The organism is Morganella sp. B601, assembly GCF_051172335.1.
GTDB classification, from domain to species: Bacteria; Pseudomonadota; Gammaproteobacteria; order Enterobacterales; family Enterobacteriaceae; genus Morganella; species Morganella morganii.
This window is the reverse complement of record NZ_JBPIZE010000002.1, coordinates 67,684-86,775: the sequence shown is the minus strand read 5'-3', so window position 1 is coordinate 86,775 and position 19,092 is coordinate 67,684. Positions and strand designations below refer to the sequence as shown.

Annotated in this window: 23 protein-coding genes and 1 riboswitch; of the genes, 13 read left to right on the top strand and 10 right to left on the bottom strand. The window is 49.9% G+C overall.

The window, feature by feature from the left end; genetic code table 11:
* Positions 1-94 precede the first annotated feature (94 nt).
* The 7 genes from prc to ftnA all read right to left on the bottom strand — a co-directional run bounded on the left by prc (position 95) and on the right by ftnA (position 6,180).
* Positions 95-2,140 (bottom strand): carboxy terminal-processing peptidase, encoded by a 2,046-nt coding sequence (gene prc, locus ACSBQN_RS05085; RefSeq protein ID WP_036407800.1) that lies wholly within the window; start codon positions 2,138-2,140, stop codon positions 95-97.
* 18 nt (positions 2,141-2,158) lie between these two features.
* Complete coding sequence (proQ, locus tag ACSBQN_RS05080) at positions 2,159-2,851, bottom strand: RNA chaperone ProQ (RefSeq protein WP_024472921.1); 693 nt, start codon at positions 2,849-2,851, stop codon at positions 2,159-2,161.
* Positions 2,852-2,946: 95 nt separating this feature from the next.
* Complete coding sequence (locus ACSBQN_RS05075) at positions 2,947-3,444, bottom strand: GAF domain-containing protein (RefSeq protein WP_004239524.1); 498 nt, start codon at positions 3,442-3,444, stop codon at positions 2,947-2,949.
* Positions 3,445-3,822: 378 nt separating this feature from the next.
* Positions 3,823-4,161 (bottom strand): YebY family protein, encoded by a 339-nt coding sequence (locus ACSBQN_RS05070; protein WP_004237373.1) that lies wholly within the window; start codon positions 4,159-4,161, stop codon positions 3,823-3,825.
* Between the two features lie 30 nt (positions 4,162-4,191).
* Complete coding sequence (gene copD / locus ACSBQN_RS05065; RefSeq protein ID WP_205501305.1) at positions 4,192-5,091, bottom strand: copper homeostasis membrane protein CopD; 900 nt, start codon at positions 5,089-5,091, stop codon at positions 4,192-4,194.
* A gap of 7 nt (positions 5,092-5,098) precedes the next feature.
* Positions 5,099-5,482: a copper homeostasis periplasmic binding protein CopC gene (gene copC, locus ACSBQN_RS05060; RefSeq protein ID WP_004237375.1), complete on the bottom strand. Its 384-nt coding sequence runs from the start codon at positions 5,480-5,482 to the stop codon at positions 5,099-5,101.
* Positions 5,483-5,673: 191 nt separating this feature from the next.
* Positions 5,674-6,180, bottom strand: coding sequence for a non-heme ferritin (gene ftnA, locus ACSBQN_RS05055; protein ID WP_024472918.1), 507 nt, complete (start codon positions 6,178-6,180; stop codon positions 5,674-5,676).
* 236 nt (positions 6,181-6,416) lie between these two features.
* Here ftnA and ACSBQN_RS05050 point away from each other — a divergent pair, with 236 nt between their 5' ends.
* On the top strand, positions 6,417-6,650 hold the full coding sequence (locus tag ACSBQN_RS05050; protein WP_004239531.1) for a DNA polymerase III subunit theta: 234 nt from the start codon (positions 6,417-6,419) through the stop codon (positions 6,648-6,650).
* Between the two features lie 54 nt (positions 6,651-6,704).
* On the opposite strand, the gene yebF is transcribed toward ACSBQN_RS05050, so the two are convergent.
* Both yebF and ACSBQN_RS05040 read right to left on the bottom strand, forming a co-directional pair.
* Positions 6,705-7,088, bottom strand: a complete 384-nt coding sequence (gene yebF, locus ACSBQN_RS05045) for a protein YebF (protein ID WP_024472917.1) — start codon at positions 7,086-7,088, stop codon at positions 6,705-6,707.
* Between the two features lie 140 nt (positions 7,089-7,228).
* Entirely contained in the window at positions 7,229-7,423 is a 195-nt protein-coding gene (locus ACSBQN_RS05040) for a YoaH family protein (protein WP_024472916.1), read from the bottom strand.
* Positions 7,424-7,547: 124 nt separating this feature from the next.
* Here ACSBQN_RS05040 and pabB point away from each other — a divergent pair, with 124 nt between their 5' ends.
* From pabB to mntP, 8 genes are all read left to right on the top strand, one after another.
* The gene (gene pabB, locus ACSBQN_RS05035; RefSeq protein ID WP_354632807.1) at positions 7,548-8,927 is read left to right on the top strand and encodes an aminodeoxychorismate synthase component 1; all 1,380 of its coding nucleotides are present in this window, start codon (positions 7,548-7,550) and stop codon (positions 8,925-8,927) included.
* Positions 8,924-9,490 (top strand): CoA pyrophosphatase, encoded by a 567-nt coding sequence (locus tag ACSBQN_RS05030; protein WP_024472914.1) that lies wholly within the window; start codon positions 8,924-8,926, stop codon positions 9,488-9,490. Before pabB ends, ACSBQN_RS05030 begins: the two co-directional genes overlap by 4 nt.
* A 190-nt stretch (positions 9,491-9,680) precedes the next feature.
* Positions 9,681-11,045: an L-serine ammonia-lyase gene (locus tag ACSBQN_RS05025; protein WP_015422671.1), complete on the top strand. Its 1,365-nt coding sequence runs from the start codon at positions 9,681-9,683 to the stop codon at positions 11,043-11,045.
* Between the two features lie 482 nt (positions 11,046-11,527).
* The gene (gene manX / locus ACSBQN_RS05020; RefSeq protein WP_024472912.1) at positions 11,528-12,511 is read left to right on the top strand and encodes a PTS mannose transporter subunit IIAB; all 984 of its coding nucleotides are present in this window, start codon (positions 11,528-11,530) and stop codon (positions 12,509-12,511) included.
* Between the two features lie 63 nt (positions 12,512-12,574).
* Entirely contained in the window at positions 12,575-13,372 is a 798-nt protein-coding gene (locus ACSBQN_RS05015; RefSeq protein ID WP_004237385.1) for a PTS mannose/fructose/sorbose transporter subunit IIC, read from the top strand.
* A gap of 13 nt (positions 13,373-13,385) precedes the next feature.
* Positions 13,386-14,243, top strand: a complete 858-nt coding sequence (locus ACSBQN_RS05010; protein ID WP_004237386.1) for a PTS mannose transporter subunit IID — start codon at positions 13,386-13,388, stop codon at positions 14,241-14,243.
* 107 nt (positions 14,244-14,350) lie between these two features.
* On the top strand, positions 14,351-14,809 hold the full coding sequence (locus tag ACSBQN_RS05005; protein ID WP_004237387.1) for a DUF986 family protein: 459 nt from the start codon (positions 14,351-14,353) through the stop codon (positions 14,807-14,809).
* A gap of 157 nt (positions 14,810-14,966) precedes the next feature.
* Positions 14,967-15,164: riboswitch (yybP-ykoY riboswitch) on the top strand.
* Positions 15,165-15,170: 6 nt separating this feature from the next.
* Positions 15,171-15,740, top strand: coding sequence for a manganese efflux pump MntP (mntP, locus tag ACSBQN_RS05000; RefSeq protein WP_024472911.1), 570 nt, complete (start codon positions 15,171-15,173; stop codon positions 15,738-15,740).
* 51 nt (positions 15,741-15,791) lie between these two features.
* Here the strand turns inward: mntP and rlmA are convergent, their stop codons facing one another.
* Complete coding sequence (rlmA, locus tag ACSBQN_RS04995; RefSeq protein WP_024472910.1) at positions 15,792-16,607, bottom strand: 23S rRNA (guanine(745)-N(1))-methyltransferase; 816 nt, start codon at positions 16,605-16,607, stop codon at positions 15,792-15,794.
* 82 nt (positions 16,608-16,689) lie between these two features.
* On the opposite strand from rlmA, the gene ACSBQN_RS04990 reads away from it, so the two are divergent.
* The 4 genes from ACSBQN_RS04990 (at position 16,690) to ACSBQN_RS04975 (ending at position 18,560) form a co-directional block, all read left to right on the top strand.
* Positions 16,690-16,830 (top strand): hypothetical protein, encoded by a 141-nt coding sequence (locus ACSBQN_RS04990; protein WP_158001765.1) that lies wholly within the window; start codon positions 16,690-16,692, stop codon positions 16,828-16,830.
* Positions 16,831-16,903: 73 nt separating this feature from the next.
* Positions 16,904-17,626, top strand: coding sequence for a vWA domain-containing protein (locus ACSBQN_RS04985; protein ID WP_024472909.1), 723 nt, complete (start codon positions 16,904-16,906; stop codon positions 17,624-17,626).
* Positions 17,627-17,807: 181 nt separating this feature from the next.
* Complete coding sequence (locus ACSBQN_RS04980) at positions 17,808-18,071, top strand: hypothetical protein (protein WP_024472908.1); 264 nt, start codon at positions 17,808-17,810, stop codon at positions 18,069-18,071.
* A 405-nt stretch (positions 18,072-18,476) separates the two neighbouring features.
* Positions 18,477-18,560: a hypothetical protein gene (locus ACSBQN_RS04975; protein ID WP_193376673.1), complete on the top strand. Its 84-nt coding sequence runs from the start codon at positions 18,477-18,479 to the stop codon at positions 18,558-18,560.
* Positions 18,561-19,092 lie beyond the last annotated feature (532 nt).

Here is a 19,092-nt window from a genome sequence, read left to right as displayed (position 1 = left end):
ATTGCCTGTGCCGCTGTGTTTATGCGGCACAAAAAAAATCGACAGCCTGAATGCTGTCGATTTTTTTATTGGTATTACTCCGTAAAACAACCGGTTATTGCGCACTCTTACTAATATCCGGCACTTTTGCCAGATCTGCTGCAATCTTAACGGTTTCATCAAGATACGCATCCGGCCCTTCATAATCTTTCGGCAGAGCCTCGAGATTTGCCAGCGGTTTCTTGCCTTCACGGGCATAACGTTCATTAATCCGTTTCAGCTTAATCCCTTCCAGCTCTTTATCTTCTTTATCACGCTTCGCGTAATTCAGGGAAATAATATACTGAGTCGGCTTATTAGCTTTAAACCGTGCCAGGTCTTCGTAAATATAAGCGAATTCCGGATCGGTTTTTGAACGTTCCTGGTATTTCTGTGCCAGTTCAGGTACTGCTTTACGGATAATATCCGTCTGTGAATACTGCGCCGGGGCAATGCTGTCCCACGGTAATGCATTATCCTCAAAACTTTCACCGATATCGTCGTTATCAAAGCCGGTCGGCATAATGATATCCGGCGTTACCCCTTTGCGCTGGGTGCTGCCGCCGTTAATACGGTAGAATTTCTGGATAGTATATTGCACAGAGCCTAAATCCGGCCATTCAGGGCGCAGCATCTGGTCATAAATACGGCTGACAGGACGGTGCTGCTGCACGGTACCTTTACCGAAGGTCGGTTCACCGACAATCAGCGCACGGCCGTAATCCTGCATGGCTGCCGCGAAAATCTCAGACGCGGATGCGCTCAGGCGGTCAACCATCACCACCAGCGGACCTTTGTAGTAGATGACATCATCGCTGTCCGCATCTTCACGGACACGGCCGTTGTTATCCCGTACCTGCACCACCGGACCACTGGTGATAAACAGACCGGACAAATCAACCGCTTCTGTCAGTGCACCGCCGCCGTTACCGCGCAGGTCGATAATCACCGCATCCACTTTCTCTTTGGCCAGTTTCTGCAGTTGGGTTTTGGTGTCATTGGTCAGACCCACATAGAAACCCGGAATATTGAGCACCGCAACTTTCTGGTCGCCGACCTGTTTGATGGTCATTTTCACCGCTCTGTCTTCCAGGCGGATCTGCTCACGGGTCAGGGTCACAATACGTGGTTTGGCCCCTTTGGTATCACCCAGCACTTCCAGGCGGACTTTACTGCCTTTGGCACCTTTGATTTGTGATACTACATCATCCAGGCGCCAGCCGACCACATCCACCATCGGCTTACCGGCCTGGCCGACGGCCAGAATTTTATCTCCGACCGCCAGTTCCTTGCTCTTCAGCGCAGGACCACCGGCGACCAGTGAATTAATCACAGTGTAATCATCATCCATCCGCAGCACGGCACCGATGCCTTCCAGAGACAGGCTCATTTCTGAGTTAAACTGCTCGGTATTGCGCGGGGAGAGATAACTGGTATGCGGATCGATCTCGCGGGCAAACGCGGTCATGATCAGCTGGAAAACATCCTCACTTTTCGTCTGTGTCAGACGTTTAAGGGCGTAGGTATAGCGCTTGGTGAGGGTTTCTTTGATTTCATTATCATCTTTGCCGGACAGTTTCAGAGTCAGCCAGTCATACTTGACTTTGGCGTCCCACAGTTTATCCAGCTCGGCTTCTGTCTGCGGCCACGGTGCTTTGCTCCGGTCCACATCAATGACATCGTCGCCGTCAAAATTCATCGGCTGTTTCAGGCGGTTCAGTGCATACTGAAAGCGCTCAAAACGGCGTTTTTGTGACAGGTTAAACAGATCGTATAACGGCTGTAATTCCCCTTTGCGGAGATAATTGCCGACATCTGCCTTGTTCTTACTGAATTTCGCCACATCAGACGCCAAAAAGACGTTATGGCTGTAATCCAGCAGATTCAGATAACGCTCCAGAATTTTCGCTGAAAATTCGCCGTCCAGCTGAAACTGACGGTAATGGGAATGCAGAAACCGGGACGTCACACGCTCACTGACCGTGGAGTGCTCCGGTGCCTGCTGAGTATCCGGCAGTTGGCTGATTTTGACATCCGGCAGCGCAGAGGTGCCGGTTTTTGCCATCGTATTGCCGGTTAAACTAAATCCGATGAGCAACGCCAGGGGTAAAAATTTGTTCATGCCTCGGTTGACTCCGTATCAGAATTTTAAGTGTTCCGCACGCACGATCATTGCCAACCCTGAAGGCAGCTGAACACGTACACCGTCTTTGGTGATCTCGAGAACCTGCGCATCCATAACGCCGGAACCGACTGTCACCTTCAGTTGCTGCCCCACCTTCAGTGCCTGAATATCAGTGATTGGTGTCAGTTCAGACTGAGATTCGGGACGTGGTGCACGTGGTTTACGTGGTGCATCAGCGGATTTCGGCGACGGAGCTTTACCGGTACGCGGCGCTTTATGCTTATCCGTACGGCTGCGGCGGGAGTCAGCGGCGGCTTTATCTGCCGGACGCGGTTTTTTCTCACCGTCCTGCTCACGTTTCTGCGCGCGCTGCGCCTGGACTCTGGCTTTCGCTTCCGCTAACTGGGTACGGGCATGTTCAACATGTTCCGCTTCCAGATCGCCGCAATCGTTACCATCCAGGTCAACACGTTTGGCCCCTTCTTTGACGCCGTACAGATAGCGCCAGCTGGAGGTGTACATCCGCAGTGCGGTACGTAACTGTGTTTTACTGATACCATCTTCTTCAGTGATACGACTGACGATATCGCGGAAGATGCCGATTTTCAGCGGACGGGCTTCGCCTTCTGCCACAAAGCATTGCGGGAAGCGCTGAGCCAAAAATGAAATAATTTCTTTACTGCTATTCAACTTGGGTTGATTTTCCATGAATTTTCCTGATTACAACGGTGCTTTGCCAACCAGCAGGCATGAACAGGCGTCATTATAATAGTGTTACAGACAAATGCTATGCTCCCGGAGGCCTAACTTGCGATCATTTCACGATATTTCGGCATAAAGCACGTTGCCAGATGTGCGCAGAGCGCGTCATTCAAGGCTTTGAGACCAATTTCATCATTATTATCAAAACGATTAAAAACCGGGCTGTCGATATCCAGTACGCCGATAATCTGACCATTTACCACGAGCGGCAACACTATTTCTGAGTTACTGGCCGAATCACAGGCAATATGTCCGGCGAAATCATGCACATCATCCACACGGATAACCTGCCCCTGAGCAACCGCAGTTCCGCAGACACCACGACCAACCGGAATGCGGACACAGGCCACTTTCCCCTGAAACGGCCCCAGCACGAGGGTATCCCCCTGAAGGAGATAGAATCCGGCCCAGTTTATCTGTTCCAGCTCATCAAAAAGGACGGCACTGACATTGGACAGTGTCGCGATGACATCTTTCTCATCACTGATAAGCGATGTTAAACGGCGGGTTAAATCCTGATAAAACGCGAGTTTATTCATGTGTCACACTACAGTTACGGGTTAATTATCCGGTTAAAGTAATGTTTAATTTATATCAAATAACGGGGCTGCCCTATAGGATTATTACAAATCCTTTCGCATTTTTCGTGAAAATGAGGGAGAAGAACGGCGGGAATAAAAAAGAGACCGGATAAAGTCCTCTATCCGGTCCAGGGAAAAAGGCTCATAGCGAGCCGTGCGCTAAAATTGCCATTGAAAATATCGTACAACCTACATGATTAAGATTAGTCGGTTTGGTTACATATGCAAAATATTTATTTATCAAATCGTTAACATATATCTGATTTAAATGGCTTATATTTCAGCTGGTTAATTAATAACCGAATATTAATCGTTAAATTTCATAATTAATATGTGTTATTTATCACCACACAGCGCACCGGCAGCCTCAATGATCGGGGTAAGATCCATGCCTTTTTCCGCGTCTCCGGTTTGTTTTAATGTGATAACTGAGAGGTCAGTCACCTTTATTTTCTGCTCTTTTGCCTGTTGTGCCGCCACATCATTCAGCGGATACGACATCAGTGTGGACGGATTAATCACCCACAGTGCATTTCCGTCCCGGCAGTTGATCATCACTTCCTCACGGGTAAACGGCCACTTTTCACCAAACTCAAACTTGCTGATGGTTTTCAGCGGCGCAGCCTGTGCCGCACCTGCCAGTAAAAGAGGAATTAATGCCAGAGCTTTCTTCATAGTGTGTCCCGGTTGTCAGCCTGTCCGGAGTTATACAGGCTGATAAGTTGCAAAAATCGCCACCATTAAAATGGCCAGTGTGCCGAAAATTATCTCAACCCAGCTGTTAATCATCAACAGGCGGAAGCGGCCTGATTGTGCGATTTTCGGTACCACCGCATAACGGTTTATCACCGCCAGCAGCACCATCGTCAGCACCAGCCCTGTTTTCAGCCATAACAGTGCCTGATAATCACTGCCGCTCCACTGCGGCCAGTCCGGCAACAGCAGCATAGTGCTGATAAGGCCGGTTGCCAGTACCAGAAAGACAGCAAAATGCCCCAGGTTTGAAAAACGGATCAGGGTGGCCACCACTTCTTTCGGCAGCCCCTGCGCGAGTGTGTCACGCCGCAGCAGGATCAGCAGACAAACCAGGAACGGCCACAATCCACCGAACCAGTAAGCGGCACTGAGCAGGTGAACAACCTGATTAAACTGATAGAGCCGCCCTGTCCAGCCGCTGTGCAGCATGCCGTGGCCGGTAAAGGCGTGCAGCGCCAGCATCGCCGCGGCACAGATCAGAAACAGACTGCTTTGCACCCGTCCGGACGGCAGCAGCAGTCCGCCGCAGAGAATAACGGCAAGCACCAGCTGCCAGCGCCAGATCTCCCCGAAAGAAGTGGAAAGCACCGCGAGGATAATATCCGGATCCTGCATATCCGCCCAGCCGTCCCCCATCAGTGCCGCCTGTAACAGCAGCCAGAGGAACGTTGTCAGGACCGTAAACACAGCTGCACTGCAGGCGGTAGAACGCAGGCGGGCCCGCAGCAGCAGTGCCACCCGGTCGCCGGGCAGCAGAACAGAGAACAGGCCGCAACCCGCAAGGAGCATCACGGCCGTAAAATGAATGAAGCGGCAGATAATCAGCAGCGCTTCCGGTGTCAGTTCCATAACCGGTTTATTTTACCGTAAACTGATAGTCACCATTGGTTTTGTGCCCGTCGACAGAAACCACTTTCCATTCAACGTGATAGATACCGGCTGGCAGCGTTTCTGTCAGCGGCAGGATCAGACGGGTATCATTTCCTTCCGCCAGTTCCGGTTTTCCGGCTGCAACAGGTTTATTCTGTGCATCTTTCACGCTGATTTTACTGAATTTCAGTTCAATCCCTTCCGAAAAATCCAGAGAGATATTTTCCGGTGAACCGGTCACTGCCGCATCTGCCGCCGGAACCAGCGTTTTGACATGAGCGTGAGCGAACGCCTGCTGGCCGGATAAACCGACAAATAAAACAACAACAGCAGATAATTTGCGCCAGTGCGCGGTCAGGTTGGTTAACATAATGGTATGCCTCATTTTTGCAGGTGATGTAATTATGCGGGACATACTAGCGCAACCGGGGGCATTGCGGAAACCTTCACAGGCCGGAGAGTGTTTTTTGTGATCGGCAACACAAATAAAAACCACACAAATATCAGTATATTATGATAATTGTGTGGTTATATTATAAATAATAATGCTGTTAAAAATGATCAGCTTGCGGATGGTTCGCTTGCCATACGGCCCAGATCTTTATCCAGCAGGAACAACGATTTGCCGCTGTCACCCACCATTGCGAATTTATCCAGCACAGATTTAAACAGTTTTTCTTCTTCGTGCTGCTCAGCCACATACCACTGCAGGAAGTTAAAGGTGGAATAATCCTGTGAGGTCAGCGCAGCATGAACCAGCTTATTAATTTCATCAGTAATTAATTTTTCATGTTCCAGCGTCAGGGTGAAAATATCACTCACTGAACTGAATTCTGACGGCGGTGCATCAATGGCCCCGAGCAACGGCATCGCGCCGGTATCGCTGAGGTAATTAAACAGGCGCTGCATATGCTCCATTTCTTCCGCTGCGTGCGCTTTCAGAAATGCGGCAGCACCTTCGTAGCCTTTATCAGCACACCATGCGCTCATCTGCAGATATAAATTTGAGGAATAAAATTCAAGATTCAGCTGGGCATTCAGTTGTTTGACCATATCCGGCTTTAACATTTACAGGCTCCTGTCAGTCGTTTATTTCATCATCTGCGGTCATTATGCACACTCCTGCCGGGAAGAAAAGTGCTATTTAATAAATTCACAACATATTGAAAACAAAATGATTTTGTAAGGATAATCAGAATTAATCGCATTCTCTTTACAGAGGGGCCGAATACACGTCAATCCGGGCTTGCAGTCCGGCGGCAGCTCAGTTAAGTTAAGGCCGTCAGCCGTTACAGGAGCATATCGTGAGTTATAATCTTGCCGAACTCAGCCAGGAAGAGATGGATAAAATCAATGCGGACTTAGCCGCATCCGGTGTCGCCTTTAAAGAGCGCTATAACATGCCGGTGATCGCCGAGCAGGTGCAGCAGACACTGCCTGAATCCCTGCGCGCCTATTTTGCCGAACGTCTGGTGTTTTACCGCCAGCGCAGTGCCGGGCTTTCCCGCCTGCCGTATGAGCCGAACGCCAAACGCTGAATATAACAAAGGCGTGCAGTTGCACGCCTTTTTACGGTTTAACAGCCAGTGTCATTACTGCGGCAGACTGTATGTCATGGTCTTCGCCGCACAATTTATATCAACGGTGTAACTGGCCTGCTTTTTCGAGCCGCGCACAACCAGCGGCACGCTGTAATTACCGTCTTTCTCAGTCACTTCCGCCACATTCACCCAGGCAACCGGCTTGCTGCCCAGCAGCGCTTTGTCATCCTGCCAGCGCGGGTAACGGCTCTGCACAAAGTCATATTTTACCTGTGCCGCTATCTGATCTTTGTTCAGCGATTCACACGCCGGGAAAGTCACCATACGCTCATTTTTGACTTCCGCCGTGGCCGGAGCCTGTGCGCTGACGGTGAATGCCAGCAGAATACCTGCACCTGCCAATCCGGTACGGGTGAACAGATTCATTGCCTTCATAAAACCTCCTGTTTTAATCCCGAAAGAGACTAAATGTCATTTTTATACAATAGCGATTAATTAAATTTCACTTAATGCTTATTGCTGCAAAGTAACATATTTATTATCAGGAAATTGTGACACTTGTTAAATATTTGTTTCTATTCTTCGCTGTCGTCATCTTCCTCATCAAACAGCGCGCGGATCTGCTCACCGCCGTGATGCCGTTCGCGTAACTCCGCCGCGACCTGTGCGATGGCCTCACCACTGCTCATACCTTCCTGCATCAGGGTGTGGATCCGCTCAACTGCGGCCTGCTGTTCTTCATGACTTAACGCGGGCATTCCGGTAAACATAATCACCTTCTATAACATTTCAGTAAAAAACACATTATACTCATAAAGATGGCGGGACGCATCCGCCTGTTTTCCGATAAGATAACCGGCAGTTTCCGGACACAGATTACTGACAGACTGAATTATGACATCACATTCCGTACCTGTACTGACACCACTTGACTATCATCCCGGTCTCGCCCTGACCCTGTTTGCCCCGCTGTCACATCAGCCGTGGGCCATGCTGCTGCACTCCGGCAGTGCTCAGCATCAGCATAACCGCTTTGATATTCTGACCGCCGATCCCCTGATGACACTGACTACCAGAGGCGATGAGACCTTAACTGAAGATAGTCGGGAGCAGCGCGTCCGTCAAAATAATGACCCGTTTCAGTTACTGGATGCGGCGCTGACACAGTGCGGGCTGAATCCGCTGCCGCACGATGACTATCCGTTTGCGGGCGGCGCGATGGGATTATGGAGCTATGATCTCGGGCGGCGAACCGAGTCTCTGCCGTCACTGGCACGAAATGAGCTGTCCGTGCCGGATATGGCCGTTGGTATTTACGACTGGGCGGTGATTGTTGACCACCAGCGCCGCTGCGCCACATTAATCACGTATAGCGATCCAGCCTCGCGTCTGCACTGGCTGGAGAATCAGAAGGCACCGGAGAGTCTGCCTTTCGCCCTGACCGGCCACTGGCAGTCCGATATGACCGAAGCGGAATATCACGAAAAAATTGCCCGTATTCATGACTATCTGCAGGCCGGTGATTGTTATCAGGTCAATCTGTCACAGGGTTTTTCCGCCCCGTATGAAGGGGATGAATGGCAGGCATTTCTGCGGCTGAATGACGAAAACCGGGCACCGTTTTCCGCGTTTCTCCGTCTGCCGGAAGCCGCCATTCTGTCGGTTTCACCGGAGCGCTTTCTGTGGCTGAAAGACGGCACCGCAGAAACCCGCCCGATTAAAGGTACCCGTCCGCGTCATTTGGATGATCCGCAGGCAGACGAAGCAGAAAAACAGGCGCTGGCCGCGTCAGAGAAAGATCGCTCGGAAAACCTGATGATTGTGGATCTGATGCGCAATGATATCGGCCGGGTGGCACTTCCCGGCTCGGTCAGTGTGCCGTCGCTGTTTGCGGTTGAGCCGTTCCCGGCGGTCTGGCATCTGGTCAGCACCATCACCGCGCAGTTACCGGCGGCATGCCGGGCAGCACAGTTGCTGCGTGCCTGCTTCCCGGGCGGTTCGATTACCGGTGCGCCGAAAATCCGCGCGATGGAAATTATTGAAGAGCTCGAACCTGTCCGCCGCCACGCCTATTGCGGCTCCGTCGGTTATATCAGTGCCTGCGGCACCATGGACACCAATATCGCGATCAGAACCCTGATCGCGGAAAATAATCACCTCTGTTGCCGGGCTGGCGGCGGGATTGTCGCAGACAGCCGTGCCGCAGATGAATACCAGGAAACGTTCGATAAACTGGGCCGCATACTGACGGTACTGCCGGAGAAAACATCATGAGTCCGCTTGAGCGCTTTATTCCCCGGTTTCAGTTAACCCGCCCTTCCGAAGCGGAAATTGCCGGTGAGCGGGATCGCCGGGCCGCCGTTTTGCTGCCTATTACCAATAAAGCCCGGCCCGGGATCCTGCTGACACAACGGGCGGCATCACTGCGCTCCCATCCGGGACAGATTGCCCTGCCCGGCGGCGCGGCGGATCCGGGCGAAATTTCCCCCATCGCCACCGCACTGCGCGAAGCGCGTGAGGAAGTCGGTATTCCGCCGCAGGCCGTGCAGGTGCTGGGACAAATGGCACCGGTGGACAGTGTGACCGGCTTCCGGGTCACCCCGGTGGTCGGGATTATTCCGCCATATCTGCCGCTGGCCGGCAACCCGCAGGAAGTGTCGGATATTTTTGAGCTTCCGCTGGATGCCGCCCTCGACCTGAGCCGCTACCGCTACATTGATATGACCCGCAATACTGTGGAGCGCCGCCTCTATTTTTACCTATATGAGGGACGGATGATTTGGGGGTTAACAGCGGGTATTTTATATCGTCTCGCAACGCAAGTGAAAAATGATTGATTTGTAACCGAATTCACACTTCTGCCCTATTTCCCCCTGCTTTTTTTCATCAGGTATGCCCGAATTTTATCCGAAAGCGCTGTTCCGCAGTGAAAAATGCGATAAACTACTTTATCCGTGTGAGCAAATAACAGTAAAGTAACGCGCTTTACGATAAATCACTATTACATTGTTTTTTAAGGAGTCTGACGTGATTAGCGTTTTTGACATGTTTAAAGTGGGGATTGGTCCTTCCAGCTCCCACACCGTAGGGCCGATGAAAGCCGGGAAGCAGTTTGCTGATGAGTTGGTTGAAAAAGGTCTGATTTCCCGCGTGACCCGCGTTTCTGTTGATGTCTACGGATCACTCTCCTTAACCGGGAAAGGTCACCATACCGATATCGCTATTATTATGGGTCTGGCCGGTAACTTACCGGCAACTGTCGATATCGATGGTATCGCCGGTTTTATCCGCGATGTCGAAGAGACTGAGCGTCTGTCACTGGCCAATGGTCAGCAGACAGTGGATTTCCCGCGTGAAGGCGGCATGAATTTCCACACCGGTAACCTGCCGCTGCACGAAAACGGCATGAGCATCACCGCATTTGCCGGTGATGAAGAGCTGTACACCAAAACCTATTACTCCATCGGCGGCGGGTTTATCGTCGATGCCGAGCATTTCGGTCAGGATAACGCCAACGAAACACCGGTGTCCTACCCGTATGCCTCAGCGGAAGAGCTGCTGAATCACTGCCATCAGACCGGGCTTTCCGTCTCCTCCCTGATGCTGAAAAATGAGCTGGATATGCACAGCCGTGAAGAGATCGACGCGTATTTCGCCGATGTCTACAAAACCATGACTGACTGTATCGCTCACGGTCTGGAAACCGAAGGCATTCTGCCGGGGCCGCTGCGTGTGCCGCGCCGTGCCGCTGCACTGAACCGCCTGATCAACTCCGCCGGTAAACTCTCCAAAGACCCGATGAACGTGGTTGACCTGGTCAATATGTTTGCTCTGGCTGTCAACGAAGAAAACGCAGCGGGCGGCCGTGTGGTTACCGCACCGACAAACGGTGCCTGCGGGATCGTCCCTGCGGTACTGGCGTATTATGATCACTGCATCGAGAAAGTCACTCCGGAAACCTATCTCCGCTACTTCCTCGCCTGCGGCGCGGTCGGTATTCTGTACAAAATGAACGCCTCTATCTCCGGTGCGGAAGTCGGTTGCCAGGGCGAAGTCGGTGTGGCCTGCTCAATGGCGGCTGCCGGTCTGACTGAAATCCTCGGCGGCAGCCCGGAACAGGTCTGTGTGGCCGCTGAAATCGGTATGGAACATAACCTGGGCTTAACCTGTGACCCGGTTGCCGGTCAGGTTCAGGTACCGTGCATCGAACGTAACGCCATTGCCTCTGTGAAAGCGATCAACGCTGCCCGTATGGCTATGCGCCGTACCAGCGCACCGCGTGTTTCTCTCGATAAAGTTATCGAAACCATGTATGAAACCGGGAAAGACATGAACGCCAAATACCGTGAAACATCACGCGGCGGTCTTGCAATCAAGGTTCAGTGCGACTGATTTCGTGATTTAACTCACAAAACATAATTCGCTGACATTAATATCCCTGCAACATTGCAGGGATATTTTTTACCTGAAGCGCATCAGCACCGGTCATTTTTCGACCAATTTGTAATGTTTTCAGATGCAAATGTTTATAATATGTAAAATATCATAGTGTATAACTCTGCAAAATAATCAAACATCACCTCATCACTCTGACAAATAGCTCATTCAACACAATAATTAACTATAATTAAGTGTTTAATGTTTCTGTTTTGTTGTTTTCTGACGGAAAGCAAGTTTTTTTACCTTCATAGAATGTTAACCTTCTATTTAATTAGTGCCCCGAAATTAATTATCGCTGTTTAAACGTAAATAATTAGCGGTATCACGGGCCTGAGACTATCTTTACACCGGAGTCTTACGGTTTTTTCCTGACCCATAAAAGATTCTGTGTAATACACAAGAACCATCCTGACTGATGTTAAGGGGGAACAGAGGTGAGTATAGCCATTATGATTGGCACCCACGGCAAAGCCGCTGAGCAGTTACTGCGCACGACGGAAATGCTGATCGGTGAACAGGAGAACGTCTCCTTCATCGATTTCGTACCGGGGGAAAATGCCGACACACTATATGCGAAGTACAATGAGAAGCTGCCCGGTTTATCAACCGCTGACGGGGTGTTATTCCTCGTTGATACCTGGGGCGGCAGCCCGTTCAACGCAGCAAACCGTATTGTGACTGAGCAGGATCAGGCCGCAGGCGGCAACAGCAATTATGAGATAGTCACAGGCGTTAACGTGCCGATGCTGGTCGAAACCTTTATGTGCCGTGATGATAATCCGTCATTGCAGGAACTGGTTGCGGTGGCGCTGGAAACCGGCCGTGAAGGGATCCGCGCCCTGAAAGCACAGGACGAACCGGCACCGAAAGCGGCACCTGCACCAAAACCGGCCACACAGCCGGCGGCACCGGCAGGCCCGGGCGGACACATGACTATCGCCCTCGCCCGTATCGATGACCGTCTGATCCACGGCCAGGTCGCCACCCGCTGGACCAAAGAAACCAACGTCAAACGCATTATTGTCGTCAGTGACGAGGTTGCCAAAGACACCGTCCGCTCAACACTGCTCAAGCAGGTCGCTCCTCCGGGTGTAACCGCGCACGTGGTGGATGTGGCGAAAATGGTGCGTGTCTGGAATAACCCGAAATACGCCAATGACCGCTGCATGCTCCTGTTTACCAACCCGGCAGATGTTCTGCGCCTGGTGGAAGACGGCGTGGAGATTAAATCGGTCAACATCGGCGGGATGGCTTTCCACGAAGGTAAAAAACAGGTTAACAATGCGGTTTCTATCGATGAAAACGATATCGTGGCATTCAAAGCGCTGAATGACCGCAACATCGAGCTGGAAGTCCGCAAAGTCTCCACCGATTCAAAAATAAAAATGATGGATTTAATCAGCAAAGCTGAAAGTTAATTTGACCCATTACTCAATACAAAATTTGTTGTCTGCAAAATGACTGGTTAAAGGAGAAACACAATGGAACTTTCCGTTGTACAAATCGTCCTGGTCTTCATCGTTGCCTGTGTTGCAGGTATGGGGTCAATCCTCGATGAATTCCAGTTCCACCGCCCGCTGGTCGCCTGTACGCTGATGGGGATCGTACTGGGTGATATGAAAACCGGGATCATGATCGGCGGTACGCTGGAAATGATCGCACTCGGCTGGATGAACATCGGTGCGGCTGTGGCACCGGATGCGGCGCTGGCATCCATCATTTCCACCATCCTGGTTATCGCCGGGGGCCAGAACATCGGTGCCGGTATCGCGCTGGCCATTCCGCTGGCGGCTGCCGGTCAGGTGCTGACCATTATCGTCCGTACCATCACCGTGGCCTTCCAGCACATGGGTGACCGTGCGGCTGATAAGGGGAATCTCACCGCGCTGGGGATGATCCACGTCGGTGCCCTGCTGTTACAGGCAATGCGTATCGCTATCCCGGCTGTCATTGTGGCCGTGTCTGTCGGTACTGATGTTGTCCGTGAAATGCTTGACTCGATTCCTGACTGGGTCACCAACGGTCTGAATATCGCCGGGGGCATGATTGTTGTGGTCGGTTACGCGATGGTTATCAACATGATGCGTGCCGGCTACCTGATGCCATTCTTCTATCTGGGTTTCGTTACCGCGGCATTTACTGATTTCAACCTGGTTGCGCTGGGTGTCATCGGTGCGGTTATGGCTGTGCTGTATATTCAGCTCAGTCCGAAATACAACAAATCGGAAGTCGTTGTCGCTGCCGGCAGCAAAAACGACCTGGATAACGAGTTAGACTAAGAAGGTGAGCAACATGGTTGATACTACAAGCAACGTAACCGGCAGAAAACAGTTAAGAAAGAGCGACATCCGGGGTGTCTTCATCCGCTCAAACCTGTTTCAGGGTTCATGGAACTTTGAACGTATGCAGGCAATGGGCTACGCCTTCTCCATGGTACCGGTGATCCGCCGTCTTTATCCGGAAAATAATGAAGAACGCAGACAGGCTATCAAACGCCATATGGAGTTCTTTAACACCCACCCGTATATGGCTGCACCAATCCTCGGTGTAACCTGTGCGATGGAAGAGCAGCGTGCTAATGGTGCGGCTATCGACGATGGTGCCATCAACGGTATCAAAGTCGGCTTGATGGGGCCGCTGGCCGGTGTCGGTGACCCGATTTTCTGGGGTACCGTGCGTCCGGTCTTCGCCGCCCTCGGTGCGGGGATTGCCATGACCGGCAGCCTGCTCGGGCCATTACTGTTCTTCTTCCTGTTTAACCTGGTCCGCCTGGCAACCCGTTACTACGGCGTGGCTTACGGCTACAAAAAAGGCCTGGATATTGTTCAGGATATGGGCGGCGGCTTCCTGCAGAAACTGACAGAGGGGGCGTCAATCCTCGGTCTGTTTGTCATGGGTGCGCTGGTGAACAAATGGACAAAAGTGAATATCCCGCTGGTGGTGTCGGAAATTAAAAACCCGACCACCGGCGAGATGGAAATTACCACTGTCCAGACCATCCTCAACCAGCTGATGCCGGGCCTGATGCCGCTGCTGCTGACATTCGGCTGTATGTGGCTGCTGCGTCATAAAGTGAATGCCCTGCTGATTATTATCGGCTTCTTTGTGCTGGGTATTCTGGGTTATGTCTTTGGTTTCCTGGGACTGTAACCGGTAAAACACGTTCTGACGAACGCGTATTTTCAGAAAGAGTATGGTAGTTTAAACGGGAGGCTCGCCTCCCGTTTTCTGTTTCACTTCAGGGGAAAAGAACCACAATGAGTGTAAATGATATTGTTCTGCTGGCTGTGATTGTGCTGATGCTGCTGTTTGCCGTCTACGACGAATTTATTGTTAACACACTGAAAGGCAAAACACAGCTGCGGATAAAACTGCGCCGTAATCACCGCGCTGACGCTGTGATCTTTATCCTTCTTATCGGTATTGTTATTTATAATAATATAACCGGACACGGCAGTCCGTTAACAACTTATTTACTTTCCGGCTGTATTATCATTGCTATTTATCTGGCTTTTATTCGTTCACCGAAGTTATATTTTAAGCAGGACGGATTTTTTTACGCCAATGCATATATTAAATATGACAGAATAAAAACAATGAATTTATCAGAAGACGGCATTCTTCTTGTGGGTTTGGAAAATCGTAAAATTTACATAAAAGTCACGCATCTTGATGATTTACAAAAAATTTATAATTTTATGATTAATAATAAATAATAACCCCTTCTTTTTATCCCCCTACGGAAATAAAGACTAATGATGATATTAGTCTTTATTATCTTATTAAAATACGACGTAATGAAAATCATTCTCATTAGCATCTTTTAAAACTAAAATATATATTCTTGCCTTTTTTATTTTCTGTGATATCTTTCCGGTCACGTCATTGGGGAGTAGCCTGTTCTGTTATTAACCTCTCAGGGAAATAACAGAAAATCCGTGTCAACATACTTGCGTGATATTATATCAGCATGGTGCGGATGCCGTTTCGGTTGGCAAGACCATAGACACGCAGTTCACCGGAGGTCGGGGTTGGATTGTGTGTATATGGATAAGCTACCCGACCGAGACTGAGTTTATGAGTTTTTACGCCACCCTCGTCCTTGCCCTGGCCCTGTCTATGGATGCCTTCGCCGTTGCTGTCTGCAAAGGCGCTACCCTGCACAAACCACCTTTGCGTGAAGCACTGCGCACCGGATTTATCTTTGGTGTGATTGAAGCCCTGACGCCGCTGATCGGCTGGGCTATCGGTATTTACGCCAGCCGCTACGTGATGGAATGGGATCACTGGATTGCCTTCGCACTGCTGTTTATCCTCGGCGCCCGCATGATTTACAACAGCGTCACCGCCGGTGATGACTGCTGCGCCCGTCATGAAAAGCCACAGCGCCACAGCGCATTACACCTTGCCACCACCGCCGTTGCCACGAGCCTGGATGCGATGGCAATTGGTGTCGGCCTTGCGTTTCTGGAAGTCAATATTGTCCATACCGCGATGACTATCGGGCTGATGACCATGATTATGGCTACCACCGGGATGATCCTCGGGCGTTATATCGGCCCGATGCTGGGCAAGCGGGCAGAAATTGTCGGCGGGATTGTACTGATCCTGATCGGATTTACCATTCTGTATGAACATATTGGTTAATCGCTTAATCACTTCTGATGACCCGCTCCGGCGGGTCTTTTTGTTTCTGAATCAGGCTTCCCGGCGGTATATCCGGATCAGAAAATCCGTTTCGCAGGAAAAGGCGGTTTCTGCTGCCAGCTGATGTTTCACAGCCTCTGTCGCTTTCCAGGCAAACGGGGTCATCGAAAGCAGTGCGAGCGCATCCGCGCCATTCAGCAGCATCGGGTAAGCCACCTGCTGCTCTTGTGCCGGACCGAATCCCGGGAAATGCTCTTCCTTCAGCGGGTGCAGATGAACTTCATCATAAATAAGGGATTTCAGCTGATACAGATGACGCGGCCCCGGGGTCACGGTAATCACAATGCCGCCCGGTTTCACCACACGGGTTAACTCATCCGGATTACACGGCGCATAGATCCGCAGCACTCCATCCAGACTGTTATCCTCAAACGGCAGCCGCTGGCTGGATGCCACACTGAAGCTGACCTGCGGATAGCGTTTTGCGCCGTAGCGGACAGCAACCTTCGCCACATCCAGCCCGTACACCGTCACCTGCCGTACCGCAAGGCTTTCCGCCAGTGCGCCGGTGTAGTACCCCTCACCGCAGCCGATATCCAGTACCTGCTCCGCCTGTGCCGGTAAATACTGCTCAAATGCCGCGATTACCTGATCCCGCATCGGGCGGTAATGGTGATTATCCAGAAATGCCCGGCGCGCCTGCATCATCTCTTTACTGTCACCCGGTTCTTTCGAGCGTTTGAACTGGACAGGCAGGAGATTGATATACCCCTCTTTCGCGAGATCAAACTGATGGTGGTTTTCGCAGCTGTAACTGCCGGAGCGGTGCGTCAGCGGGTGCTGGCAAAGCGGACATTGGTAAGACATAATCATTCACTGTGAAATAATGTAAGGGAGCAACCGGCAACGGCCTGTGCCGGTGACGGAAAATCTGAGGCGAAACCATACCATGAAAACCTACTGGTGGCAGGATAAAATTGATGATTATCAGCAATGGCACAGCCTGCTTGTCAGGGTTAATGCACCTCACAGCTATTTTGCAGCGGACGGAAGAGACAGCGTGACCGCTAATCAGATAAATCTGCTGTGAATATTTTTTGTTCACCTCAGAATACATCATTATCCGTCGTGTAAACCTGTCAGAAATAGTATAAGGAATATCTATGTTCAGACTCTCCCGCACCTTTATTGCACCACTCCTGCTGTTATTTTCCGCCTCGCTGTTTGCGGCAGCCGAAACCAAACCTGCGGCACCGGCAGATTTGGATCTGGTTTTTGTTCTGGACAAAAGCGGCTCCATGTCCGGTTTTGAACAGGACACCATCGGCGGTTATAACTCCGTTCTTGCCAAATACCGTAAAAAAGAAGGCAATATTTACGTCACTACCGTTTTATTCAACCACGAAAACAGTACGCTGCATAACCGCGAGCCTATCAGCAAAGTCAAAAACCTGACCCCGGATGATTACTCTGCCGGTGGTAATACCGCGTTACTGGACGCTGTTGGTATTACTATTGATAAAATCCGCGAAAACCGCAAAATTACCAAAAACAATAATGTGTTATTTGTCATTATTACTGACGGTGCAGAAAACAGCAGCCATGAATATAGTCGTGATAAGATTAAATCAATGATTAATTCTGCGGAAAAAGAAGATAAGTGGGACTTTATTTTCCTCGGTGCCAATATTGATGCTATCGCAGAAGCCGGAAATATAGGAATTAAAAGCGATAATGCCACCGGTTATGTGCAGGATAAAGCCGGTTACGGCAAAGCGTATGACGCCGTAAATAAAGCAGTTGAAGTAAAACAGCAATCAAAACCAATTACTTCCGAATGGAAATCTGAAGTCGAAAAAGATAACAACGAACGCAGTAAAAAATAACATAATACCCCTTATTTATTTACCAAAACAGTACGGTCCGCCGTACTGTTTTATTTTCTCATCCCGCCGTTATTTTTTCCCCGCAACTCTGCTTACCATGAACATCAAATGACTGAAGTTCAGCCGGATAAATACGCCAATTTGACTATATTAATGCTAATAACAATCACGAGGCGTAATTATGTTTAAAAAATCTTGTCTTTTATTAGCATTAATTCCGTTTATTTCTGTTGCTGCGCCGGGTATTGATGAAAGTGATTATGTCACAACCTCAATGCCTGATTTTGCCACCGGTAAAATTGAACAATCTGCCGGTGTTAAATTAGGTTCGGGATTTATCAGTAACGAGGCTAATAACACAATTATCATCGGTAACTCTGCGGTTGCCAAAGGTGAAGGCTCTGTTGCCCTCGGCAGCAAAGCGGTTTCTGACGGAATGAGGTGAAAAAGATACTTACCGCCGGATCACCAATGTGGCCGGTGGCTCAGAAGATACCGATGCAGCGAATATTGCCCGGCTGAATGTGGTCAATAATACCGCCACTGTGGCAGAAAACACCGCCAAAGCCGCTGATACAAAAGCAACGGATGCCAAAAAAGCGGCAGATGCCGCAGACGGTAAAGCCACTGAAGCACAAAAAACAGCGGTAACAGCAAATACCAATGCGATTGATGCCCGTAATACAGCTTATACCGTCAATACCACAGCGCAGAAAGCCAATAATAATACGTATAATCTGGCAACACACAACTCAGCCCGTATTGATAAACTGGAGCTGCGTTATGATGAGCTGAATGACAAGATGCAGCGCGGCTTTGCAATGTCAGCGGCTACCGTTTCAATGAAAATGTGGCTGTTAAAGCAAGCCTGGCGACCTCAACATCAAACGGTGGTGATGTCATGTACGGTGCCGGTATGAATCTGGAATGGTAATATACAGATAAAATAACGCAGGCCGCCTGACAGGCGGCCTTTTCATTATTTCGTACCGGAAGAGCCTGTACCAGCAGACTTATTTCCCGGAAAGTGATAATGCAGAAAAATATAACATTAAAAATACCGGCATTACATAAAATAAACAGCGTTAAACTCTCAAAATCAGTCTGAAACCAAACACTGAACCGGGGCTGTTCAAAGCACAGAAAAGAGAATAACCGAAAATAAAAATACAATTACAACCGCTGAGAGTAATACCCTGAATATCCCCTTCACTGTCTGCTCAAGAAATACCAGTCCGTGTTTGTTACCCATCTCGTTCAAGATCCATCATTTTACTCATTTTATTTTTAGTTATGTGAAACCCATCACGATATGATGATATTACTTGTTCATTTAGTCAATAAATATACTGTTACCGGACTCTTTTTTTGATGACCATCGGTATCACTCACTCTGTAAACAAAACAGTGCCCTGTATTCCGATCTGACACATTTTCTGTCCGTATTGTTTTTCTCCGGGGAAAAA